Source organism: Arthrobacter sp. TmtSoilC48, assembly GCF_059739425.1.
The window spans coordinates 379,446-401,502 of sequence record NZ_AP046049.1 but is presented as its reverse complement, the minus strand read 5'-3'; the positions used below and the strand labels follow the sequence as shown (position 1 = coordinate 401,502).

Annotated in this window: 20 protein-coding genes; 13 read left to right on the top strand and 7 right to left on the bottom strand. The window is 63.0% G+C overall.

All coding sequences use genetic code 11. The annotated features are described in order from the left end of the window. Positions 1-47: 47 nt before the first annotated feature. From AC6I97_RS01980 to AC6I97_RS01970, 3 genes are read left to right on the top strand one after another with little or no spacing between them, the layout of a single operon-like run. Entirely contained in the window at positions 48-1,382 is a 1,335-nt protein-coding gene (locus AC6I97_RS01980; protein ID WP_497943949.1) for an MFS transporter, read from the top strand. An 18-nt stretch (positions 1,383-1,400) separates the two neighbouring features. Further along, positions 1,401-3,068 carry a 5-oxoprolinase subunit B/C family protein gene (locus tag AC6I97_RS01975; RefSeq protein ID WP_497946876.1) on the top strand — a complete coding sequence of 556 codons (1,668 nt, stop codon included), beginning with the start codon at positions 1,401-1,403 and terminating at the stop codon, positions 3,066-3,068. A gap of 7 nt (positions 3,069-3,075) precedes the next feature. Beyond that, positions 3,076-4,851: an acetyl/propionyl/methylcrotonyl-CoA carboxylase subunit alpha gene (locus AC6I97_RS01970; protein WP_497943948.1), complete on the top strand. Its 1,776-nt coding sequence runs from the start codon at positions 3,076-3,078 to the stop codon at positions 4,849-4,851. A gap of 129 nt (positions 4,852-4,980) precedes the next feature. Here AC6I97_RS01970 and AC6I97_RS01965 read toward each other — a convergent pair whose 3' ends face one another. From AC6I97_RS01965 to AC6I97_RS01950, 4 genes are all read right to left on the bottom strand, one after another. Continuing rightward, positions 4,981-6,237, bottom strand: a complete 1,257-nt coding sequence (locus tag AC6I97_RS01965; protein ID WP_497943947.1) for a D-arabinono-1,4-lactone oxidase — start codon at positions 6,235-6,237, stop codon at positions 4,981-4,983. Between the two features lie 129 nt (positions 6,238-6,366). Further along, a complete protein-coding gene (locus AC6I97_RS01960) occupies positions 6,367-7,362 on the bottom strand; it encodes a bile acid:sodium symporter family protein (RefSeq protein ID WP_497943946.1) in 996 nt (331 codons plus the stop codon). Between the two features lie 95 nt (positions 7,363-7,457). Then, positions 7,458-8,954 carry a SulP family inorganic anion transporter gene (locus AC6I97_RS01955; RefSeq protein WP_309930352.1) on the bottom strand — a complete coding sequence of 499 codons (1,497 nt, stop codon included), beginning with the start codon at positions 8,952-8,954 and terminating at the stop codon, positions 7,458-7,460. 7 nt (positions 8,955-8,961) lie between these two features. Continuing rightward, on the bottom strand, positions 8,962-10,068 hold the full coding sequence (locus AC6I97_RS01950) for a GTP pyrophosphokinase (RefSeq protein ID WP_216924310.1): 1,107 nt from the start codon (positions 10,066-10,068) through the stop codon (positions 8,962-8,964). Between the two features lie 109 nt (positions 10,069-10,177). Between AC6I97_RS01950 and AC6I97_RS01945 the strand changes: the two genes are divergently transcribed. Genes AC6I97_RS01945 through AC6I97_RS01930 form a run of 4 tightly spaced genes read left to right on the top strand, consistent with a single transcriptional unit; the run spans position 10,178 to position 13,388 of the window. Continuing rightward, positions 10,178-10,999: an alpha/beta hydrolase gene (locus AC6I97_RS01945; protein ID WP_224094542.1), complete on the top strand. Its 822-nt coding sequence runs from the start codon at positions 10,178-10,180 to the stop codon at positions 10,997-10,999. Positions 11,000-11,040: 41 nt separating this feature from the next. Next, positions 11,041-11,982 carry a carbohydrate kinase family protein gene (locus tag AC6I97_RS01940; protein ID WP_497943945.1) on the top strand — a complete coding sequence of 314 codons (942 nt, stop codon included), beginning with the start codon at positions 11,041-11,043 and terminating at the stop codon, positions 11,980-11,982. A 54-nt stretch (positions 11,983-12,036) separates the two neighbouring features. Continuing rightward, complete coding sequence (locus AC6I97_RS01935; RefSeq protein WP_497943944.1) at positions 12,037-12,537, top strand: YbhB/YbcL family Raf kinase inhibitor-like protein; 501 nt, start codon at positions 12,037-12,039, stop codon at positions 12,535-12,537. Between the two features lie 41 nt (positions 12,538-12,578). Further along, a complete protein-coding gene (locus tag AC6I97_RS01930; protein WP_224095161.1) occupies positions 12,579-13,388 on the top strand; it encodes an HAD family hydrolase in 810 nt (269 codons plus the stop codon). A gap of 31 nt (positions 13,389-13,419) precedes the next feature. Here AC6I97_RS01930 and AC6I97_RS01925 read toward each other — a convergent pair whose 3' ends face one another. Beyond that, positions 13,420-14,280, bottom strand: a complete 861-nt coding sequence (locus AC6I97_RS01925; RefSeq protein ID WP_497943943.1) for an SDR family oxidoreductase — start codon at positions 14,278-14,280, stop codon at positions 13,420-13,422. Between the two features lie 132 nt (positions 14,281-14,412). On the opposite strand from AC6I97_RS01925, the gene AC6I97_RS01920 reads away from it, so the two are divergent. Both AC6I97_RS01920 and AC6I97_RS01915 read left to right on the top strand, forming a co-directional pair. Further along, positions 14,413-14,682, top strand: a complete 270-nt coding sequence (locus AC6I97_RS01920) for a hypothetical protein (protein ID WP_497943942.1) — start codon at positions 14,413-14,415, stop codon at positions 14,680-14,682. Positions 14,683-14,695: 13 nt separating this feature from the next. After that, positions 14,696-15,493 carry a glycerophosphodiester phosphodiesterase family protein gene (locus AC6I97_RS01915; protein ID WP_497943941.1) on the top strand — a complete coding sequence of 266 codons (798 nt, stop codon included), beginning with the start codon at positions 14,696-14,698 and terminating at the stop codon, positions 15,491-15,493. Between the two features lie 57 nt (positions 15,494-15,550). Here the strand turns inward: AC6I97_RS01915 and AC6I97_RS01910 are convergent, their stop codons facing one another. Continuing rightward, positions 15,551-17,389, bottom strand: coding sequence for a glycoside hydrolase family 2 protein (locus AC6I97_RS01910; RefSeq protein ID WP_497946873.1), 1,839 nt, complete (start codon positions 17,387-17,389; stop codon positions 15,551-15,553). 140 nt (positions 17,390-17,529) lie between these two features. Between AC6I97_RS01910 and AC6I97_RS01905 the strand changes: the two genes are divergently transcribed. Both AC6I97_RS01905 and AC6I97_RS01900 read left to right on the top strand, forming a co-directional pair. Then, positions 17,530-18,492, top strand: a complete 963-nt coding sequence (locus AC6I97_RS01905; protein ID WP_309930337.1) for a D-2-hydroxyacid dehydrogenase family protein — start codon at positions 17,530-17,532, stop codon at positions 18,490-18,492. A gap of 54 nt (positions 18,493-18,546) precedes the next feature. After that, positions 18,547-19,689 carry a glycerate kinase gene (locus AC6I97_RS01900; protein WP_224094553.1) on the top strand — a complete coding sequence of 381 codons (1,143 nt, stop codon included), beginning with the start codon at positions 18,547-18,549 and terminating at the stop codon, positions 19,687-19,689. 20 nt (positions 19,690-19,709) lie between these two features. Here the strand turns inward: AC6I97_RS01900 and AC6I97_RS01895 are convergent, their stop codons facing one another. Further along, positions 19,710-19,967: a DUF2630 family protein gene (locus AC6I97_RS01895; RefSeq protein ID WP_224094554.1), complete on the bottom strand. Its 258-nt coding sequence runs from the start codon at positions 19,965-19,967 to the stop codon at positions 19,710-19,712. 95 nt (positions 19,968-20,062) lie between these two features. Between AC6I97_RS01895 and AC6I97_RS01890 the strand changes: the two genes are divergently transcribed. Both AC6I97_RS01890 and pdxR read left to right on the top strand, forming a co-directional pair. After that, positions 20,063-20,506, top strand: a complete 444-nt coding sequence (locus AC6I97_RS01890) for a YdeI/OmpD-associated family protein (RefSeq protein ID WP_497943940.1) — start codon at positions 20,063-20,065, stop codon at positions 20,504-20,506. A 22-nt stretch (positions 20,507-20,528) separates the two neighbouring features. Further along, positions 20,529-22,025 (top strand): MocR-like pyridoxine biosynthesis transcription factor PdxR, encoded by a 1,497-nt coding sequence (gene pdxR, locus AC6I97_RS01885; protein WP_497943939.1) that lies wholly within the window; start codon positions 20,529-20,531, stop codon positions 22,023-22,025. Positions 22,026-22,057: the final 32 nt, after the last annotated feature.

The following is a 22,057-nucleotide window of genomic DNA, read 5'->3' as shown; positions in this document are numbered from 1 at the left end:
TTTGAACCAGGCCCCGCAGCACACCCCTCATCCCCCCGGAGGAAACCATGACCAGCACCAACGCAGCCAAGGCCGTGACAAGGAAGCCACCGGCCGGCGCCCTCAAGGCATACATAGCCAGCCTCACCGGCACATCGCTTGAATACTATGACTTCGCTATCTACTCCGTGGCTTCGGCCCTCGTCTTTCCCAAGATCTTCTTCCCCGGCAACGACGAGTTCGTTGCACTGTTGCTCTCCTTCTCAGCTTTCGCGGTGGGCTACTTGGCCCGCCCGATCGGCGGTGTCATCTTCGGGCGTTTGGGCGACAAGATTGGCCGCAAGTACGTCCTGGTATTCACGCTGGTGCTTATCGGCGTCGCGACTGTACTCATAGGTGCGCTGCCCGATTACTCAGTCATCGGCGTGGCGGCGCCCACCATCCTGGTTCTTCTTCGCCTCGCCCAGGGCATCGGGGTAGGCGGCGAATGGGGCGGAGCGGTTCTGCTGTCCAGTGAATTCGGCGACCCCAACAAGCGTGGCTTCTGGTCCTCCGCTGCACAGATCGGCCCGCCTGCGGGCAACCTGATGGCCAATGGCGTCCTCGCCATCCTGGCTGCTTCACTCAGCAACGAGGCCTTCCTTTCCTGGGGCTGGCGCGTCGCCTTCCTGGCATCCGCACTCCTGGTGGTCTTTGGCCTGATCATCCGCCTCAAGCTCGAAGAAACCCCGGTCTTCAAGGCAATCCAGGCCCACGGCGAACGACCCAAAGCACCCATCAAAGAGGTCTTCACCACTGAACCCAAGGCCTTGGTTTCAGCAGCGCTCTCCCGGGTCTGCCCGGACGTCCTCTACGCGCTTTTCACCGTGTTTGTTGCGGTGTACGCCACCAAGCAACTTGGCATGACCACGGGCAATGTCCTGGCAGCCATCCTCATCGGATCCGCATTCCAGCTGTTCCTCATTCCGTTGGCCGGCGCTCTTACCGACCGCTTCAACCGCCGCCTTGTCTACGGCGTCACAGCAGCCGCCACAGCCGTCTATATTCCCCTGTTCTTCCTCATGATCCAGGGCAAGTCAGTGGTTATGCTGACCATCGGCACGGTGATCGGTTTGGCGCTGCACGCGTTCATGTATGGCCCGCAGGCCGCCTTCATCACTGAGCAGTTCCCAGCCCGCCTGCGCTATGCCGGCAGCTCCCTGGCCTACACCCTGGCCGGTGTGATTGGTGGAGCTGTTGCGCCCATCATCTTCACCGCCCTCTACGGCGCGGCATCCGGCGGCTGGTATTTGATCGCCGGGTACCTCGTCCTGACAGCCGTAGTCACGATCGTGGGCATGGTACTGGGCCGGGATCCGAAGCCTGAAGAAGACCTTCGCCTGCTGCAGGAGTCGGCCGCCTAATTGGCGACGAAGCGGATGATGGAGACCGTGATGCAAACGACCACCGCGAAGCAAACGACCACCGCAAAGAGGGTCCGGTCCGTGCGACCCGTCGGCACACGTGCCGTCCTTGCGGAGCTGGATGGGCTGCAGGACGTACTGGCCTTGCAGGACATGCTCTACAAGTCTCCGCTTCCTGGCCAGGTAGACGTCCTGGCAGCAGCCGAAACAGTTATGGTCGTTGGCGAATCCGCAGCGGCAACCCGGGCCATCGGCGCCCGGTTGCTCGAACTGGAACTCGTCGCGACGGACGTTACCGATTCCGGGCTGGTCGTCATCGATACCGTGTACGACGGCGATGACCTCGCCGATGTCGCGGAGCTCACGGGGCTGAGCGTGGAGGGCGTGATTGCGGCCCACACCGGCCAGATTTGGACTGTTGCCTTCGCTGGCTTCGCTCCCGGATTCGGCTACATGGTGGGCGAGAACGAAGTCCTCACGGTTCCCCGCCGCCCTTCACCCCGCACGGCTGTTCCCGCTGGATCCGTGGCCCTCGGCGGCCAGTACTCGGCTGTCTATCCCCGGCGCTCTCCCGGCGGTTGGCAGCTGATTGGCCGAACGGGAGCCCGGATGTGGGACCTCGACCGTCCGCAACCGGCCCTGGTTCGGCCCGGTGACAGGGTGCAGTACCGGGCTGTTCGGGAGGTCGTCACGGCCAGTTCGGCGCATCAAGCTGAACCCGACTCGGATCACCACACGGACTCCGGATTACGGGTACTCAACCCCGGCGCTCAAAGCCTTATCGAGGACCTTGGCCGCAGAGGCTACGGGGCTTTGGGGGTCTCGGCGGCCGGTGCGTTGGATCGGGCATCGCTCCGGCGGGCCAACCGTCTTGTCGGCAACAGTTCGTCAGCCGCAGCCATCGAAACCGTCAATGGCGGGCTGACGTTGGAGGCAGTCGGCGACCAAGTGATTGCCGTGACAGGTGCGCCCGCCACCCTAACGGTCCAGTCGCCGTCGTCGGTTGAATTCGAAGAGTCTGACGGCGGCGTCCAGGACGCAGTGCGCAGCGTCCCCATGGCTGCTCCATTCGCGTTGCTCGACGGCGAAGTCCTTACCGTCGGGCCGCCCGAGGCCGGTTTCCGGAACTATGTTGCAATCCGCGGTGGCATAGCGGTTCCCGAAGTCCTGGGGAGTCGTTCGGCCGATACGATGTCGGGGATCGGACCTGCGCCATTGGTGGTCGGGCAGGAGCTCCCGGCGGGCGACGCCACGGCGTCTACTGCGGTTGGAAGCCCGGAGCTGCAACCGGAATTTCCGGGTGCCAATGTCACCGTTCTCGATGTGGTTCCCGGACCCCGTGCTGATTGGTTTGATCAGTCCGCCATCGAGTCCCTAACAAGCCAGGAATGGCTGGTCACGCCACAATCCAACCGCGTGGGCATGCGACTGGACGGTACTCCTCTCCAGCGCGCCCGCGAGGGTGAACTTCCCAGTGAGGGGACCATGGCCGGTGCCCTCCAGATCCCGCCCGCCGGCCTGCCCGTGCTGTTCCTGGCCGACCACCCCATCACCGGTGGTTACCCCGTGATCGGCGTGGTTCGCGACGAACACCTTGACCTTGCCGGGCAGGTCCCCATTGGCGGACGGATCCGGTTCCGGATGGTCCCCGATTCCCCCGACTTCACCAAGACCCCAGAGAAGTGAGTATTTGATGCGAAAGGTCCTGATTGCGAACCGCGGAGAAATCGCTGTTCGAGTCGCCCGAGCCTGCGATGACGCCGGCATTTCGTCCGTGGCCGTCTATGCGGACATCGACGCCGACGCAATGCATGTGGGTGCCGCGGATGAGGCCTACAGCCTGGTAGGAAACAGCCCTGCTGAGACCTACCTCAACGTCGCGAAGCTGCTATCCGTTGCCAAACAGTCGGGTGCTGACGCCGTCCACCCCGGCTATGGCTTCCTGTCGGAAAACGCCGACTTCGCGCAAGCAGTCCTCGACGCCGGACTTGAGTGGATCGGTCCGTCACCGGAGTCGATCCGACAGTTGGGCAACAAGATCACAGCCCGCGAGATCGCTGTCCGTGCCGGTGCCCCCCTTGTGGCCGGCAGCGATGGGCCGGTTGCCACTGCTGCTGAAGCCCGGGCTTTTGCCGAGGAACACGGACTGCCGGTGGCCATCAAGGCGGCCTTTGGCGGCGGTGGCCGCGGGCTCAAGGTTGTCCGCGAACTCGCCGAAGTGGAGGAGGCTTTCGACTCCGCAGTGCGAGAAGCCATCACAGCGTTCGGCCGTGGGGAATGCTTCGTTGAACAGTACCTTGACAGGCCTCGGCACGTGGAAGCGCAGGTCATTGCGGATACCCATGGCAACGTCGTTGTGGTGGGTACGCGCGATTGCTCCCTTCAACGCCGTCACCAAAAGCTCGTGGAAGAGGCGCCTGCGCCGTTCCTCACCCAGTCCCAGCAGCAACAGATCTATGACGCAGCCAAAGCAATCGTCCGCGAGGCCGGCTACTACGGCGCCGGGACTGTCGAATTCCTCGTCTCCGCGGACGGGGCCGTGGCCTTCCTTGAGGTAAACACGCGCCTGCAGGTTGAGCACCCTATTACCGAGGAAACGGCTGGGATTGACCTCGTTCAGGAGCAGTTCCGTGTTGCAGCCGGCCTGCCCTTGAGCATTTCCGAGGATCCCATCGCACGGGGCCATTCCTTCGAGTTCCGCATCAACGCAGAGGACGTTGGCCGCGGATTCCTGCCTTCCCCGGGCACAGTGGCATCGTTCCAAGCGCCCACCGGCCCCGGCATTCGCCTGGACACCGGCGTCCGCGCGGGCTCGTTTATTGCACCGCAGTTCGATTCGCTCCTGGCCAAATTGATTGTTACTGGCGCCGACCGCCAGCAAGCGCTGCGCCGCGCACGCCGTGCACTTGCGGAAATGGAGATCACCGGACTGCCCACCGTGTTGCCGTTCCACCGCGCCGTTGTGGAGTCCGATGACTTTACGTCCGTAGCCGGGTTGAATGTTCACACCCGGTGGATCGAGACGGACTTTGCAGATCAGATCCCCGTTGATCCCGAATACAACGTGGTTGCCCCTGGCGGCGTGCGGCGGACCATCACCGTGGACGTCGACGGCAAGCGGCTCGCGGTGGGACTCCCGGCTGATCTGCTGGAGGGTTGGGCCCGGTCAGGGCAGGCACTTCCGTCAGGCTCGGTGGTCACGGGGTTGCAGGGTGATGACGCGGGAGCGTCCGATTCCGGGGGACCCGCGCCAGCGGAATCAGCCCTGGTCTCCAGCATGGCCGGCACCGTGGTGAAGTGGCTCGTGGAGCCCGGTACCGAGGTTTCTGCAGGTGATCCGTTACTGGTAGTCGAGGCCATGAAGATGGAAACGCAGGTGGCAGCCCACCGTGCAGGCACGCTCTCCGAGGTGCTCTCGGCACCCGGCGGCGTGGTGACCGCGGGAGCCGTATTGGCGCACATCCAGTAGTCCGGCCGACTTAACCCCGACGGCGGTCCAGCCCTTCGCGGGGAGCCGGGCCGCCGTCGTCGTGCGCGTTGGTCAGGAGGGCCGCTGGGACGTCGCTAACCTGCTATTCCGTGGTGGGGCAGCAACGGATTAGCGGCCAAGCAACGAGGTTGTGGCTCCCAAAATGCTGTCCAACAGGGCGTTGCGGAACTTGCCCGAGGGGTCGTTGGTGGCGGCGAGGCTGCAGAAGTCCTCGAAGCGTGGGTAGAGATTGGCGAAGTCGTACAGGCTTGGCGTGAAGAGCTTGCCCCAGTGTGGCCTCGCGCCGAAGGGACGCAGTGCTTCCTCAACTTCCGGGAGTACCGCTTCCACCTGGGCCTGCAGTGGCTTCCATGTGAAGTGGAGGGCCACGCTTTGTTGCCGGTAGAACGGGCTGAGCCAGAATTCGTCGGCCGCAACGGTACGGATTTCGGAGATGAACAGCAGGGGTGCCAGCTTGTCCGCGAGCTCTCGGACAGCTTGAAGAGCCGCAGGTGCATGCTCCAGGGGCAGGAGGAATTCGCTCTGCAGTTCCTCACCGTTGCTCGGCGTGAATTCGTGGCGGAAGTGCGGCAGGCGGTCCAGCCATTTGCCGGGCTCGTCCAGCTGACCCGTGCAGTTCTCCGCCGACATCCCGGGCAGCGGGTGCAGAGCGGCAGTAGCCGCGCTTGCACCGAAGAGGTCGGGGAGGACTGGCTCGGTATCCAGGGCTTTGAACCACACCTGCGGGATGGCGTCTCCGGTGTAGTCCGTGAAGAAGCTGACGCTGTAGGCGGCCGACGCGATGTTCACGAAATCGGCCAGCGCCCGGTCCCACGGCAGCCCCGTGAGCACGCGCTGCCGCATCTGGTAGCTCGGCCGGACGGCCAGTTCCAGTCCGGTGACGATCCCCAGGGCGCCGAGTCCCACAACGCTGGCGAGGAATTCGTCGTCGTCCGGCCTAAGCGTCACCAGCTCGCCATTTGCCCGCACCAGGTCAACGCTTTCGACGGCGCCAGCCAAGGAGGGATTGCGGACACCACTCCCGTGCGTCCCGGTTTGGATGGCTCCCGCAACCGAGATGTGGGGGAGCGAAGCGAGGTTGTGGATGGCATAACCCTGTTCCTCGACTGCCCGGCAGAGTGCGCCATAGCTGATACCGCCGCTGACTTTGACGGTGCCCTTGCCGGGATCAAGTGAGATCTCCTGGGGCAATGCATCCAGGAGAAGGTGCATGCCATCGGTGTCTGCGACGTTGTTGAACGAGTGACGGGAACCAAGGGTCTTGATCCGCGGCGCGTTCGCCACAAGCCCGCGCAGCTGGTCCACGGAGGTGGGCCGCTGGACGTCTGCGGACGAATACTCAAGGTTTCCTGCCCAGTTCTTCATTGAATGATCTTCCCGGTTGGCTACTTGTTGGCTTCCGTAATTGTTAACGTTCACAACTAATTGCGTCAAGGGGTGTCCAACTGGTTGAAGCAGGTATAAGTCGAGCTGCGGGACGCGAGCCCGGGGACGCTAGTCCTTCAGCGGGCGGCGAGCCAGCCATGCCGCTACAATCGCGCCGGAGATGTTGTGCCACAGCGAGAAGACGGCGGAGGGCAGCGCGGCCAGTGGACTGAAGTGCGCCGTGGCAAGGGTCGCGGCCAAGCCGGAGTTCTGCATGCCAACCTCGAATGCCAGGGCGCGGCGGGCTTTGTCATCCAGACGGCCCAGTTTACCGGCGAGATAACCCAGGCCCAGCCCAAAGCCATTGTGGAGGACGACTGCCAGGAACACGATGGCGCCGGCTGCGACGATCTTGCTGGCGCTGCCGGCCACGACGATAGCCACGATCAGTGAAATCACGACGGCGGACGCCCAGGGAAGTGCCGGCAGCACCTTTGCGACGAGCCTGGACAGGAAGAGTCGGGCGAGCAGGCCTGCGATGACCGGAAGCAGCACGGTCTTCACGATATCCAGCACCATGGCGCCGGCATCAATGTGCAGGAACGAACCGGCCAGCAGGAGAGTCAGGGCCGGCGTGACGACGGGAGCGATCAACGTGGAAACCGAGGCGACAGCCACCGACAGTGCGACGTCGCCTTTGGCCAGGAACGCCATCACGTTGGACGCCGTGCCGGACGGTGCGCAGCCCACAAGAATAAGGCCGACGGCGAGCTCGGGCGGAAGCTGAAGCAGGACGGCAATCAACCAGCCCGCCCCGGGCATGATCACGTAGTGCGCCACGATGCCGAGTGCCACAGCCCAAGGACGCCGCGCCACAGAAACGAAGTCGGGCGGCGTCAGCGTGAGGCCCATGCAGAACATGATGACGCCCAGCAAATAAGGAACGGCGACGCCCATGGGCTTGAAGAGTTCCGGAAGGAGGAATCCGAGGACGCCAGCCAGCACAACCAGGAGTGGGAAAACCGTCACGGCTATCCGCGCGATCCTGGCCTCTGCGGCGAGAGCTGGGTTGACGGGAGCCGCGGCCCCTAGAGTCACTGTCTGGGAATTCGTTGCCTCAAGCATTTATCCATGCTCACATTGGTCCGCGGGCATGACCGAGTTCGTTACTTTCAACTGGGCATATATGTCAGATGACCGCTGTTTGGGAGGGCGGCGGGTCAGTCGTTCAGCTTTCCCGCGAGCCGTTCGCGCATCCGAACGCTTGCCTCGTTCAGACCAATGAACTCCACCTCGCGGCCGTGATTCCGGTACTTCTCGGTGACGGAATCCAGTACCGCAATAGTTGATGCATCCCAAAGGTGCGAGGCGTGCAGATCGATCACTACGCGATCTATGCCTTCCGAGGAATCTTTTGCGTAGTCGAACTGGGTGTACAGATCATTGGAGGAAGCGAAGAAGAGCTCGCCATCCACCGTGTAGGTGGCCACGGTTTCCCCGTTGAGCTCCAGTTCCGTCCGCTCGACGGTAGCGAAGTGCGCCACGCGCCGCGCAAACAGCACCATCGCGGTCAAGACGCCGACGCCGACACCCACCGCCAGATTGTGCGTCGCCACAACGGCGGCAACAGTGATCAGCATGACGGCGGTCTCCGATTTGGGCAGGCGCTTCAAGGTGGATGGCCGAACAGAGTGCCAGTTGAAGGTAATCAGGGAAACGAAGATCATCACGGCAACAAGGGCCGCCATGGGAATCATCCCCACAACGTCGCCCAGGACAACCACCAGGACCAGCAGGAAGACGCCCGCCAAAAAAGTGGAAAGCCGGCTCCGCGCGCCGGATCCTTTGACGTTGATCATGGTCTGTCCGATCACGGCGCAACCACCCAGCCCACCAAGGAAACCTGTGACGATGTTCGCCACTCCCTGGCCCCAGGAAACGCGGGTCTTATTTGATCGTGTGTCCGTGATGTCGTCCACGAGCTTGGCTGTCAGGAGTGATTCCAGCAGGCCAACAAGGGCCATGGACAGTGCGAATGGCGCAATGATCCGGAACGTTTCCAGATCCAGCGGGACATTGGGCAGGAAGAACCCGGGCAGGCTGTGGGGGAGTTCGCCTTTGTCGCTAACCGTTGGAACGTCGATGTGCCCCAGAACGGTAACCAGGGTGATGACCACGATCGCCACGAGGGGTGCGGGAATGGCCGTGGTCAGGCGAGGCAGGCCAAAGACCATGACGAGACCCACGGCAACAATTGGATAGACCATCCAAGGGACATTGAAGAGTTCGGGCATCTGCGAGATGAACACCAAAATTGCCAGTGCATTCACGAAGCCGATCATCACCGACCGCGGAATGAAGCGCATGAGCCGGGTAACACCAAGGACAGCGAGGATGATCTGGAAGATACCCGCCAGGATGATCGTGGCGATCAGGTAGTCGAGTCCGTACTCCTTCATCACGGGAGCGATGACCAAGGCCACAGCCCCTGTCGCCGCAGAGATCATGGCTGGTCGACCACCAACAAGGGCCGTCACGACGCCCATGGTGAAGGACGCGAACAACCCGACCCTGGGATCGACGCCCGCAATGATCGAGAACGCGATGGCCTCCGGGATGAGCGCCAGTGCAACCACCAGTCCGGCCAGGGATTCCGTCAGCAGGCGGCGGGGCGAGCGGAAAGTCACCCGCAGTGACATGAGTTGCTCGGGAGTCATGGCGTCCTTACAGTGCAGTCTGGCGGTAACGCTCAATCTGCTTCAGACGCCGCTGGAGGCTATCGCGCCGCGGGTGCGGAACGACGTCGGGCGCCTCAGCGGTGAGGTCAATGTGTTCGGTTCCGTACTGCCACAGCAGGAGGTCATCCAGGAGGCGGTCGGGGCCCGGGGAGTAGCGGTGATCCAGGGCTTTGCGGACCTCCGTGATCCGGTTGGCGCTAAGGAGCCCCGCGAGTTCCACGGTTTTGGTGAGTCCGTGGGCGGCCAGGAGTTCGGCAGCCCACCCCCAGTCGTCATCAACTTTACGGTCAACGTGAGGCAGGAGCGTACGCCAGACGTCCCGCACGCGGTTGGGAGTCAGCGGGGAAGCACCCTCGCCGTGCAGGTCCCAATAGCTTCTGACCTCTTCGTACCGCTCATGGAGGTCCGCGAAGGCACTTTCCACGGTTTCCAACATGGCCGCAGTGGCTGTGAACTGGCGGTCGAAATGCGGGGTCCATGCACGCGGATCCTCCGCCTTGAACCGGATATCGTGCTCGATCTCGCTCCAGGCGTGCGCAAAGACCGTGCGGATCTGGCACTCGAAGAAGTAGCTGCCGTTGGCAGGCATGTCCGGGTTGAAGACATGCTGATACTCCTTGACGGCCTCATTCTGGATGGTTCGCAGGATGAGGTGCCGGCTGGAGTAACCGTACGTGCCCGATTCGATGGAACCGATGTCCTTCTCGCGGTCTCCACGGCAGTCGAAGAGCTGGCGCTGCCTCTTGATGATGTTGGCTACGGCTGCGTTCTCGGCAGGCAATTTGGTGATGACTCGGATGCCCACCATGTCATTCAAGGTGCGGAAAGGGTCCGGGAATTTGAGTACACGTGGGCCGCCCGGCTCCAGAGGATCATCCGTGCGTGAGATTTTTTCGCGGAACGATTCCACTGTTTTGGTCCGCCCGGTAACAAACAGGGGAGTGACCTCGGCGTCGTTGAGCATGTCCCTTAGGGTCAGCAGCACATCCCGCGTGACCCGCTTCAGGGCAGGGCGAACACGCTCATAGAGCGCCACGTTCGCGTCCACTGCATCGCGCTGGTCCTGGTCCAGGCTGTCCCAATTGCTTGCCATGCCCCCAGCTTACGGGGCGGGTCCGACACTGGCGCGGGCCACCCGCCGTCGGGGTGCCCTAGCCAAAGTTGCGGGACGTCACGATAGGCTCGGTACAAAGGAGGGCGCAATGTTGCGGCACAAGTACAGCTACGGCGAACACCCCAGTCAATGGGGCGAACTCTTCATACCCGAACCGAACAACGGGAACCATCGCGGCGCGTCAGCCGTCAAGGGTGGTGTCGCGGTGGTGATCCACGGCGGCTACTGGCGCTCACAGTACGGCGCCGAGCTCGGCGAGCCCCTGGCCCGCGACCTCGCGGCGCATGGAATTACTGCCTGGAACCTTGAATACCGGCGGGCCGGCAACGGCGGTGGTTGGCCCCATACATTCGAAGACATCCTGGCCGGCATTGACCATCTTGCCGAAATCGCCGGAAAGCACGAGCTCCACCTTGGCAAGGTAGTGGCCTTGGGTCACTCCGCCGGCGGTCACCTGGCTGTATGGGCCGCCGGACGGCAGCGCCTCTCGGCCATCGGAACGCCCGACGCCGACCGTCAACTGGTGCGTGCACCGGAGGATAATGCCGTCCACCTGACGGGCGTCGTCAGCCAGTCCGGCTTGCTGAACCTGGCTGCAGCCGAAAAACTGAACCTCAGCAACGGTGCCGTCTGCAACCTCATGGGCGGCGATTCTGCAAGATACCCCAAAAGGCATAAATACGCGGACCCCATGAGTTCCCTGCCTATTGATGTTCCGGTTTTCGCCGTCCACGCTACCGACGACGAGGACGTTCCGGTCAGCCAGTCCGAGGCCTACGTCGCCGCGGCAACAGCAGCGGGCAGCGCAGCGCAATTGCTGCGTGTCCCCGGGGATCACTTCGATCTCATAGATCCAAAGGCCGTGGCTTACAAGAAATGCCGCGAATTGGTACAACGCCTGCTCTCCTGAATCACTGGTAGCGCCCACCCTTCCTCTGGCAGAGTGGTCCCATGCTGACTGTGATTGGCGAGGCCTTGGTTGACGTTGTGCAGCGCCCCAGCGGAATCGAGGCGCACGTTGGCGGCAGTCCGCTCAACGTCGCCGTTGGCTTGGCGCGTTTGGATCACCCCGTGCAGTTCATCGGGCGTTTTGGCCAGGACGCGTACGGCGATTCCGTTGCGGCGCACCTGCGGTCCAGTTCCGTGATGGTCCCCCTTCCGCCCGACGGCAAACCCACGAGCATAGCCACGGCAGTGATCGACGACGACGGCGCCGCCACCTACACTTTCGATCTCACCTGGGATTTGCCGGGCCTCGGAGAGCGGTTGCCGCTCATGCTGCAGGGGGCCACTTTGCTGCATACGGGTTCAATAGCCACGGCTTTGGAGCCCGGTGCCGCGGACGTGCTTGCAGCCGTCGAGCATGCCCACCCGAGCAGCACCATAAGCTTCGATCCCAACTGCCGCCCCAGCATCATTACCGATCGCGATTACGCACGGCGGCAGGCCGAACGCTTCGTGGTGCTCTCCGACGTCGTGAAGGCTTCCGACGAAGATCTTGAGTGGCTCTATCCGGGCATTGATCCGCTGGAATCGGCACGCCGTTGGTTGTCGCTGGGAGGTACGGGAGGACCCGCGCTGGTGGTGGTGACGCGGGGCGCGCGTGGTCCGTGGGGAATCACGGCCATCGGCGAGACCCAGGTCCCGGCGCCTAACGTGACGGTGGTGGATACGGTTGGTGCCGGCGATTCGTTCATGGCGGGGCTGCTGTCAGCAATAGTGGACCGCGGGCTGGACGGTGCGCAAAACCGTGGGGCACTCAGAGCCATGCCGGCTGAAACCCTCGCCGCCATCATGGATCATGCGACCCGTGCCGCCGCGGTCACGGTGTCCCGCGCCGGCGCCAATCCGCCCACACGGGCTGAGCTCAACCACCGGGCTGTTGCCAGCTAAGACTGTTCTCAGCCAGAACATTTGCCGGTGTAGTCCGGCCAAGAGGAGGTGCGCATGCAAGACCATGAATTGCAGGTTGCGAGCGAGTCATTCAACGACGGCGATGCTCTCGGCCCCGATCAGCGGAGCGGGATTCTGGGTGCGGGCGGCCAAGACATATCTCCCCAGCTGAGCTGGAGCGGAGCTCCGGACGGAACCAGGAGTTTCGCGGTCACCATGTGGGATCCCGACGCTCCCGGCCCTGGGGGCTACTGGCATTGGGCCGTACTTAATATTCCTCCTGAGGTATTAAGTCTTCCGGCCGGTTCCGGGGGCAAGGGCGGCCACGCGTTGCCTGCCGGTGCGTTCCAGTTGAAGAACGACGGCGGCCGCAGCGGCTATGTTGGGGCGGCGCCTCCCAGAGGGCATGGACCGCATCGTTACGTAGTGGCTGTACATGCGCTGGACGTGGAGGACCTGGCAATCGAAAAGGATTCCGAGGCGCGCATACTTGCCTCAGTCCTTCCTGCGCATACGTTGGCGCGCGGAACCATCACTGGCATGTTCGAGCGTTAGCTGCGGCAGTTGGGTTCTCAACAGCCACGTAGACTGACATGATGCGCCTCGTAGCAAGTGATATTGACGGCACCATCCTCGGTCATGACGGCAAGATCAGTGATCGGACCGTCAAGGCATTCAAAGCATGCCGGGACGCCGGGGTGGAGCTTGTGTTCGTCACGGGCCGCCCCCCGCGGTGGTTGTACCCGCTTCAGGAACAACTGGGGCACAGCGGTATCGTGATCTGCTCCAACGGCGCGGTGGTCTGGGACCTGGAAACCGAAAAGCCCATTTCTTCCTGCACATTGGATATCACCTCCATTTTTGAAGCGCGACGCATCATCAAGTCCCTCCGGCCGGATGCTTTGTTCGCCGTGGAAACGCTGACTGGTTTCCAACTGGAGCCGGGCTTCCTCGAGAACGAAACAAGCGAGCTGCTTGCGGAGTTCACCCCCGCACCGCTGGACCAGACGCTGACGGCGGATGACGCCGTCGTGAAATTCCTCGCCATAACCCGCAAAGGCACCCCGGACGAATTCCTTGCCGAAGTTCAGCCTGCCGTGGCCCATCTGGTCAGCACGACGCACTCGGCACCGCGCACCGCAATGCTCGAGATGTCCGTGCCCGGCATCAACAAGGCCGTCACCCTCGCGAAGTACGCCGAGTCTCTGGGGATCGACGCCGCCGACGTCGTTGCGTTCGGGGATATGCCCAACGACATCGAGATGCTCCGCTGGGCCGGTCACGGCTACGCGATGGCCAGCGGCCACCCGGAAGCGATCCTCGCTGCGGGGCAGCAGGCGCCCCACTTCGACGACGACGGAGTGGCGCAGATCCTCGAGGCGAAACTAACGGAGCAAACGGTCTAGCTACTTCAGACACGAAAGACACGTGGCTGCGTCACGGGTGGCGCACACCCTGGCCTGCCAGCACGGCGCGGTAGCCCTCAACGTAAGTGGGGAAGGCGAACTCGAAGCCAGTTCCGCGCAGCCTCTGGTTGGAGCAGCGCTTGTCCCCGGGGCCGCCGTGTTGGTCTTCCGACGCCATTGGTGGTTCCGGGTTTCCCATTTCCAAAGCAAGAAACCGCATGACGTCACCCATCTCAGCCGCGTGGTCGTCCACGCCCACGTAGACCTGATAAGGGTCCTGATCCATCGTGGTGAGGTGCACGATCATGGCCGCGGCGTCGTCCCTGTGAACACGGTTGGTGTGCCGGGGCTGCGCCGGAATCACGGCTTGCCCTGACCGGACTTGGTCGATCAGCCGAGTCCGCCCGGGACCGTAAATGCCGCCGAGCCGAAGGACGATGGGTTGAGTTTCCGTTTCCCGACTGCGGGCATGGAGCATATTTTCGGCCTCCACCAGGACTTTGCCACTGAAGCGCGTGGGCTCGGTGGGTGTGGTCTCGTCCACCACCGCTCCGTCGGAGTCCTTGTAGACGGCGGTGGAGGAGACGAACAAGATGCGTTCCGGTTCAACAGAATCACGAACCAAGGCGTCCAGAATATTTCGGAGGCCGTCTATGTACGCGGCCCGGTATGCTTCCTCGGTGGAAGAATCGGCGGCGATGGCGACCACAACGATGTTCACATCTGCTGGGATGACCGGGACTCCACGTGCGAGGTCTGCGCGCATGCCTCGTATCCCCGCCGGGAGCTTTTCCGGGGAACGGCGAAGCCCGATCACGTCATGGCCCAGCTCTGCGAAACGCAGTCCTGCTTCGGTTCCAAGGTCGCCGCACCCGGCAATCAATACAGTCATGCCACTAGTTTGGCAGCCCTGATGCTCCGCAAAGCTGTCACCAACTTCCCAGTCTCCATACAACCCGCGTTCAACTTGCGCCCGTAGGCTCTCAGCCACAGACACGTTTTGCTTGTTGGATGTAGGGGAATCATGGCCAAGCGTAGGATCAACGATTTCAACACCGCTCCGTTGCGGCGGATCGAACCGGACCACCACTGGAGGTCGCTTCGCCAAGGCGACCGCGTGAGCGTGACCCTAACGCCCGGGTACCAATCGGCCGGCATAGTGGACGCCGTTACCGGCGACGCAACGGCAGTTTGGGTGGAGCTCGACGGCGGTCGCGGCCGTACGCTGGTGCACGTCAGCGATGGGGTGGCCGTGGTCCCACTGGAGAAGGTGACGGTCACCGACGAAGCGTAGGTGCCTATGCGCAATGGGCTACGCTTCGGGTGTGACGCTGCCATATTTCCTCCGCAAGGATGGCACTGTGGGCCCGGTGGCCTTTGCCCACCGGGGATTCTCCCTGCATGGGATGGAGAACTCCTTGACTGCGTTTAGGGCCGCGGTTGAGCTGGGCACTTTGCACCTTGAAACCGACGTACACACCACTTCAGACGGCGTCCTGCTCGTTTTCCACGATTCTTCCCTGGACCGGGTCACGGATTCATCCGGGCGGATCGCCGAATTAACGGCAGACGAGGTAGCCAAGGCCCGCATCGGCGGAGTGGAACCTGTGCCGACTTTTGACGAGCTCGTAGCTGCTTTTCCCGATGCCCGCCTGAACCTGGACGTGAAGGACTGGAATTCCGTTAAATCGATGGCCGAAGCCATCGAGAAGCACGGCATCCATGACCGGGTGTTGGTGACGAGTTTCTCCGACCGGCGTCGTCGTGCAGTGTTGAAACTCCTCAGCCAGCGGACCGCTTCTTCGGCTGGAAGCACCCCGACGGCGCTTTTCGTACTTCTTGGATCCGTGCTGCCGGCGGGCCTGGCCCGCAAGGTGCTCACCGGCGTCGACGCTTTCCAGGTGCCGGTCCGATACGGCCGGTTTCCGGTGGTAACTGCCGGTTTTGTTCGTCGCGCGCACCGCGTGGGCGTGCAGGTTCACGTCTGGACCATCAACGATTCCGCCGAGATGGAAAGACTTCTGGACCTTGGCGTTGACGGAATAGTGTCCGACCGGCTGGACCTGCTGAAGGACGTCATGGTGCGCCGGGGGCAGTGGGTTTAGGGCGACGCTTCGCGTCGAAGTGGCATTTGATGACAGTCCCAGGCTGCAACATTGTCATCAAATGCCATCTCGGCGGGCTTCGATGGCTGCCTTACGGACCTGGCTGGCCCGGATCCGCTCGAGATCGAACTTGGCTCCGCGATCGAAAGTGAAGATGCCATTCTTTTCCTGGAAGACATCCGTCAGCTGCGTATAGCAGTAACCAAACATGTCCGGGTTATCCAGGAGCACGCCACATAGTCCGTCGAAACGGGCGTAGAACTCTTCCTCGCTGCTGACGCGCTGGCCGTAACCCCACGACGTCGATACATCCGTTCCGAGGCCGGCTTCTGCCGCGGCTTGGCGAGCCTCCGTTTCGTTCCACCAAGTACCGCCGAATTCGGACACCAAATATGGCTGGCCAGCATAAGGCACGGAGTATTCCTCACCTTGTGGATTCCGGTTTACAAAAGGCTTCCCGTCCGAAAGGCCCTGCTGCTCAATCCGGAACTGCTCCGGATTCTGCTCGTAGGAATGGGAATCGTAAATGTCGGTTTCGCGGATGCGGTGGGAGTATCCGGATGCATCGATGACAGGCCGGGTGGGGTCGGCCAATTTCGCGGCAAGGAACATGGCCTGCGTGACGTCATCCAATACCGTGAGCCGATCGTGCAGGATCTGGTGTGTTTCGTTGAGGGGGCACCATCCGATGATCGAGGGATGGTTGAAGTCGCGTTGAAGCACCTCAAGCCATTGGGCTACGAAACTCGCTGTTGGCTTCTGGTTCTGGCCAATGGTTCCTCCTCCGGAGACGCCCCAGTCGCCGAACTCGCCCCAGACCAGGTAGCCGAGCCGGTCTGCGTGGTAGAGGAAGCGCTCTTCGAACACTTTCTGGTGGAGTCGTGCACCGTTGAATCCTGCCGCCATGGACAACTCGATGTCTTTGACCAACGCAGCGTCATCCGGCGAGGTCATGAGCGACTCCGGCCAATATCCCTGGTCCAGCACCAATCGCTGGAACACGGACTTGCCATTTAGACGAACCACTTTGCCGTCAAGGGCAACTGAACGAACGGCCGCGTAACTGCTGACACGGTCAACGACTGTTCCGGCAGCATCCCGGACTGTCACCTCAAGGTCGTAAAGGAAGGGGTCCTCAATGCACCAAGGGCGCAGGGATCCAGCGGGAATGCCCAGGCACAATGTTGGCGTGAGATCCAAGTCGGCTCTGGCCGTAGATTCCACATTTGTACCGCCCTCATCGCTGAGGACAGCAGTCACCGTGTGCCCTGCGCGGTTCTGGCTGATCGGAACCTCAATCGTGATGCTGGAACCGGCCAGGTTGGGAGTCATTCGGAGGCGCTTAACGTGGACCTCCGGGACAGCTTCCATCCACACCGTCTGCCAGATTCCCGTGGTGCGGGTGTACTGGCAATGAGTGTTGTTGTACCAGGTTGCCTGCTTGCCCCGTGCCTGCATTTCGTGCCGCGAGTCACGTGCACGGACAACGATGACCGCTTCCGTGCCGGGCTCGGCCACTCCACCAAGATCGGCGGTGAAGGGGGTGAAACCACCCCTGTGGCGGGCCACTTCAATGCCGTTGACCCAGACAGTCGCGTCGTGGTCCACGGCGCCGAAGTGCAGGAGGACGTTCTGGCCGGCCCACTCCTGGGGGATGGTCACCGTACGTCGGTACCAAACAGCTTCCATGAAATCCACGTGCTCAATTCCGGAAAGAACCGATTCCGGGGCAAACGGCACCAGGATCTCACTGGTGAGCTCGTGCCTGGCGAGTCCGCGCTCCAAACCCGAGTCGCCGGCGTCGATCTCAAAACCCCAGGTTCCGTTGAGGTTCATCCAGTTCGCGCGGAGAAGCTGGGGACGGGGATGCTCGGGCTTGGGAACGGCTGGCATCATCTTGGGCTCTGTCAACGCATCTCCTTCGGACGGGGAAGGGTTCAATTTCCAGTCAAGCGCATCACCGGAAAATGCGCACCCACCCGCCGGTGCACGTGAGATGGTGTTTCTACCACCAGCCGCCGCGCGAGGAGAATGACGTGACGAGTTACCGCTTGGCCATCATTGATGACTATCAGCAGGTTGCCAGTGACTACGCCCCTTGGGATTCGCTGCTCGACGACGGCGTGAAGGTCAGCGTTTTCAGCGCACCTTTTGTTTCCGAAGAGCAGGCTGTGGCAGCTTTGGCGCCGTTCGACATCATTGTGGCGATGCGCGAACGGACGCGTTTCCCGCGCCGGGTGCTCGAGTCATTGACCAACCTGAAACTGCTTGTGACCACGGGCATGGCCAATGCTGCGATCGACCTTGAGGCTGCGTCGGAGCGTGGCATCCTGGTGTGCGGAACGGGCGGTTCACCGGCAGCGGCACCGGAGATGACGTGGGCGTTGCTGCTCGCTTTTGCCCGCAACCTGGTTGTGGAGGAAAACTCGCTGAGGGCAGGCGACTGGCAGACCGCCGTCGGGTTTGAACTCGAAGGAAAGACGCTGGGAATCGTCGGCCTCGGCAAGATCGGGAAGCGGATTGCAGGCTACGCGAAGGCCTTTGGCATGGATGTTTTGGCGTGGAGCCAGAACCTGACGGCGGAGGCGGCCGAGGCTGCCGGTGCCCGAAGGGTGGGCAAAGAGGAGCTGTTCCGGGAGTCCGACGTCGTGACCTTGCATCTGCGTTTGTCTGAGCGGACGGAAGGCATTGTTGGCGAGGAGGAATTGCGGCTGCTTGGACCTGAGGGCGTTCTGGTCAATACCGCACGGGGGCCGCTGGTGGACGAGGCAGCGCTGATCCGGGCGCTGGAAGAGGGCTGGATTCGTGGCGCTGCAATGGATGTCTTTGACGAGGAGCCCCTGCCCGCCGGACATGCTTTGCTTCATTCGTCGCGAACTGTGCTCTCGCCGCACATCGGATATGTGACGCACGAGAGCTACCGGCAGTTTTATGGCGGGGCATTCGAGGACGTCAAGGGGTGGCTTGAGGGTTCCCCGCTACGCGCCCTGAACGAGTGACGCAATCTTCGTAACCGGCAACCGCTTTCCGGGCAAAGCTGGCAAGATGGACCCATGCGTATCCTCATCGCCCCGGATAAGTTCAAGGGATCCCTCACCGCCGCGGAAGCCGCATCAGCCATGGCCGAGGGCGCACTGCGCGTCTATCCGGACGCCGTAACCACCCAATTTCCCGTAGCTGACGGTGGTGAAGGCACACTCGATGCCGCTATCGCCGCCGGTTACGATGAGCGGAACCACGCCGTTGTGGGTCCAATTCTCAAGCCGGTCGGAGCTTCCTGGGCCATCCGCAAAGATTCTTTCGGCGGAGCCACAGCCGTCATCGAAACCGCCCAGGCTTCCGGCCTTGCCTTCATGGAGCCCACCCCCGAGAATTCTTTGCGGGCCCACAGTTACGGCTGCGGACAGCTCATCGCTGCGGCGCTCGACGCCGGGGCCACCGAGATTGTGCTGGGACTTGGCGGTTCGGCAATGTCCGACGCCGGTAGTGGCGCCTTGCGTGCGCTGGGGCTTAAGCCCTTGGACGCTGCCGGGAATGTGGTGCCTCTTGGCGGAGGTTCGCTCGCCGACGTCGTTGCCCTGGATGTCTCCGGACTGGACCCGCGGCTTTCACAAGCAAAGTTCCGGATCGCCGTCGACGTCCAAAACCCGCTGTTCGGGCCGGAAGGCGCCGCTCATGTTTTCGGCCCCCAGAAGGGAGCCGACGAAGATGCTGTTGAAAGGCTCGACGCCGGCCTCCGCAACTGGGCATCGCTCCTACGGGAAGCCACGGGCCGGGACGTCAACGTTCCGGGAGCCGGAGCGGCCGGCGGGTTCCCGGCGTCGTTCCTTGCCTTTACGGACTCGGCGCTTGAAGGCGGCTTCGCGCTGGTGGCCGGGCTGACCGGCTTGGCTTCGCACCTTAGCGAGGCGGACCTGGTGATTACGGGCGAGGGTTCCATGGATGAGCAGTCGCTCACCGGCAAGGCTCCAATCGCCTTGGCCGACGCCGCAAGCGTCCATGGCATTCCCGTGGTGGCTGTGGCAGGCCGAATCACGGTGACGCCGGAGGATCTCGCCAAACACGGGATAGTAGCTGCGGCCCAGTTGTTGGACGTCGCACAGCGCAAGGATGGCGTTCCGGATGTCGCAGATGCCGTTGCCAACGCGGCCAAGTACGTTGCGTGGGCTACCAGCCAGGTGCTTGAGGGGGCGTAGCTCCTTGTCGTCGGGCGGGACTACTGCCTGTAGCCTTCGACTTCGCTGATGGGACGCGGTTCGGCGTCGTCGGGATTCTCACCAGCACGCTTCTTGGCCCGGCGCTGGCGGAGCAAGTCCCAGCACTGGTCGAGTTGAGCCTCGAGCTGCGCCAGGCGTGCGCGGCTGCCGTCGCCGTCCACGTCGTCCTCAGTTCCCCCGCCCACCGCTGCGTCACGCAGCCGGTGCTCCTCTTCCACGAGTGACTGAATCCGTTCCAGAAGATCCTGCTCGTCCATGGTTCGCGCTCCTCGGTTCACTTGGTAGTTGGTTATACCGAACGTAGTCCGGCTGGCGGGGTGCGTCTACGGGTGGCCGACGGCATACTTGGGACATGAAATTCACCACGACCATCGTCGGCGATGGCAACAAGGCCGGCATTGAGGTTCCTGAGGACGTAGTTAGTGCGCTTGATGCCGGCAAGCGGCCCCCAGTGGTTGTGACCATCAACGGCCAGAGCTATCGCAGCAGCATCGCGGTGATGGGTGGGAAATACATGGTGGGTGTCAGTTCCGCGAACAGGGACCTGACCGGCGCGTCCGCTGGCGACACCGTGGACGTGGACCTGGAAGTGGACACGCAGCCACGTGTGATCGAGGTTCCGGACGATCTTGCTGCGGCCCTTGAGGCTGAGCCCGAGGCCAAGGCCTTCTATGGAACGCTGAACTACAGTGCCCAACGCCGGTACGTGGAACCAATTGGAGACGCCAAGACGGAGGAGACCCGGGCTCGGCGGATCGCGAAGGTTGTTGCGGACTTGAAGGCCCGGAAGAAGTGAAATCAGCTTTGCGGTCCGCGGGATGAAGAGCGCCGGCGGCCGTCTCCTTGCCGGACTCGAGCTCCACCGCGACGCGGCCCAGCCCCTGCATCGGCAACTCTACGGGCAATTGCGCACCCAGATCCTGACAGGATCGCTGCCAAGCGGAACCCGCCTGCCCTCCACCCGCACGCTGGTGGCTGAGCTGGGAGTTTCCAGGATCACGGTGGTCTCGGCGTTCGAGCAACTCACCGCCGAGGGCTTCCTGCGCTCGCGCGCGGGCGACGGCACGTACGTCGACACCTTATGGAGTGACCACGCTCCGCGGCAGCCATTGACCCGGCCACCGCTCTCCGAACGCGGAGCGGCCACCTCTTCACGGGGCGCCGGTCTGTCCGGGGACGCGCCGCACGCCTGGGCACCCACCGAGTCGGAATCATTCGTCGCCAGCCAGGTGGCGGCCTCGGCCTTCCCCGCAGCTACATGGAAGCGCCTCCTGGGGCGCCATGCCGGCAGCACAGAGCAGTTCATGAACGGGTACGGCGATCCGCATGGCCACCGTCCCTTGCGGGAAGCGATCGCGGACTACGTCAACGATGTCAGGGGTCTGGGGTGCACGCCGGAACAGGTCATCGTCACCTCCGGTGCCCAGCAGGCGTTCAATGTGCTCGCGGCGCTCCTCCTGGACGCCGGCGACACCGTCGTCGTCGAGGACCCAGGCCATATTTCCGGACGGCTCGCCTTCCAGTCCCAAGGCTGCCCGGTCCAGGGCGTCCCCATTGACGCGGAGGGGGCGGTCCTTCCGGACGAGTTCGACGGCGGGTCCCCGGCTCGTCTTGCCTGCCTGACTCCAGCGCGGCAGCATCCGCTCGGCACGGCAATGAGTCCGGCACGGCGGGCGGAGTGGATCGCCTGGGCGGAACGAAACGGAAGCTGGATCGTGGAGGATGACTGCGACAGCGAACTTCGCTACCGCGGTAAGGCTCTTCCGACGCTGTTCGGACTGGATCTGAGCAGGCACGTCATCACTGTGGGCTCGTTCAGCAAGGTACTCGCGCCATCCATCCGGCTCGGTTACTGCGTGTTGCCGGAGGATCTGGTGGAGCCGTTCGCCTCCGTATCTTCCATCATTGGCCGGCCGCCCGCGACGGTCCTCCAGGCGGCCCTTACGGACTTCCTCTCAGAAGGGCATTTGCATGCACATCTGCGCCGGACCCGGCGTCTGTATGCGGCTCGCCAGGACGCCCTGCTCGAAGCGATCGATCAGCGATTAAGCCACCGGATCCAAGCAGAACGCGTGGATGCGGGCCTTCACGTCATGGGCTGGCTTCGGGAACCTTCGGACGATATCGAGGTGGCCCGAGGGCTCGCAGCGGGTGGCGTGTACACCTACCCCCTCGGCGAATACCGGGTAACCCGGCGCCTGCCACCGGCGCTGCTGATCGGGTTCGCGGGGACCGCTGAAGATCATATGGCTGAGGCGGCGGGCAGGATGGCCGCAGCGTGGGATCGCTGGGAGAAGCTCGGCGCAACGCCCTGAATGGACTTAACGGCAGTGTCCATAATGGATCT